The sequence below is a fragment of the Clostridium sp. MCC345 genome (assembly GCF_018785345.1).
In the GTDB taxonomy this organism is placed as follows: domain Bacteria; phylum Bacillota; class Clostridia; order Lachnospirales; family Anaerotignaceae; genus Anaerotignum_A; species Anaerotignum_A faecicola.
Window position 1 is genome coordinate 1 of the sequence record NZ_WQPP01000065.1, and the last position, 1,334, is coordinate 1,334.

Sequence of the window (1,334 nt, forward strand, 5' to 3'; positions counted from 1 at the left end):
GGGTATGTGAGACTTTTTCTGTAAAATAATGTTTAGAAGGTTCTTCTATGATACAATAAATATCATTAGGAGGACCTTTTATTATGGCAAAGCAAAAGAAACCTGTACATCGCGTACAAATGACAGAAGGAAAACGAAACATTATTCATCAGCTCCTTGAAGAGTACGATATCCAGTCTGCAGAAGACATTCAGGATGCGCTCAAGGACCTTTTAGGCGGCACCATCAAGGAAATGATGGAGGCTGAAATGGATGACCACCTCGGCTACGAAAAATCAGAACGCTCAGATAACGATGATTATCGCAACGGTTATAAGCATAAACAGGTCAACAGCCGGTACGGTTCCATGGAAATCGAAGTGCCGCAGGACCGAAAATCAACCTTTTCGCCGCAGATTGTGAAAAAGCGTCAGAAGGATATTTCAGATATTGACCAGAAGATCATTTCCATGTATGCCAAAGGAATGACTACCCGGCAGATTTCGGAAACTATCGAGGACATCTATGGTTTTGAGACCTCGGAAAGCTTCATTTCTGATGTAACGGATAAGATCCTGCCGCAGATCGAAGACTGGCAGAACCGACCTTTGGATGAGGTGTATCCGATTCTCTACATCGATGCAATCCATTATTCTGTAAGGGACAATGGTATGATTCGAAAGCTTGCAGCTTATGTAATTCTTGGGATTAATACGGAAGGAAAGAAGGAGGTTCTAACCATCAGCGTTGGTGATAACGAAAGCGCAAAATACTGGCTTTCCGTTATGAATGAACTGAAAAATCGAGGTGTAAAAGATGTACTCATCATCTGTGCAGATGGGTTAACCGGAATCAAAGAAGCGATCGCTACAGCTTTTCCCAAGACGGAATACCAGCGCTGCATTGTACATCAGGTAAGAAATACGCTGAAATATGTTCCTGATAAGGACAGAAAAGCCTTTGCCACAGACCTGAAGACGATTTATCAGGCGGCAGATGAGAAAAAGGCATTGGCAGCATTAGACCATGTGACCGAAAAATGGACACCGAAATATCCGAATTCCATGAAACGCTGGAAGTCCAACTGGGATGCGATTTCTCCGATTTTCAAATTTTCAGCAACGGTCCGGAAGGTCATTTACACGACAAATGCGATAGAATCACTGAATTCCACCTACCGGAAGCTGAACCGCCAGAGAAGCGTATTTCCAAGCGATACAGCCCTTTTAAAGGCGCTGTATCTTGCTACTTTTGAAGCTACGAAAAAATGGACCAGCACGATTCGAAACTGGGCACAGGTGTATGGTGAACTGAGTATTATGTACGAAGGCCGCCTTCCGGAGTAACGAATAAAC

Annotated in this window: 1 protein-coding gene; it reads left to right on the plus strand. The window is 43.5% G+C overall.

Annotated features, from left to right (window positions below; all coding sequences use genetic code 11):
* Positions 1-83: 83 nt before the first annotated feature.
* The gene (locus GPK49_RS12815; protein ID WP_215678417.1) at positions 84-1,325 is read left to right on the plus strand and encodes an IS256 family transposase; all 1,242 of its coding nucleotides are present in this window, start codon (positions 84-86) and stop codon (positions 1,323-1,325) included.
* Positions 1,326-1,334 lie beyond the last annotated feature (9 nt).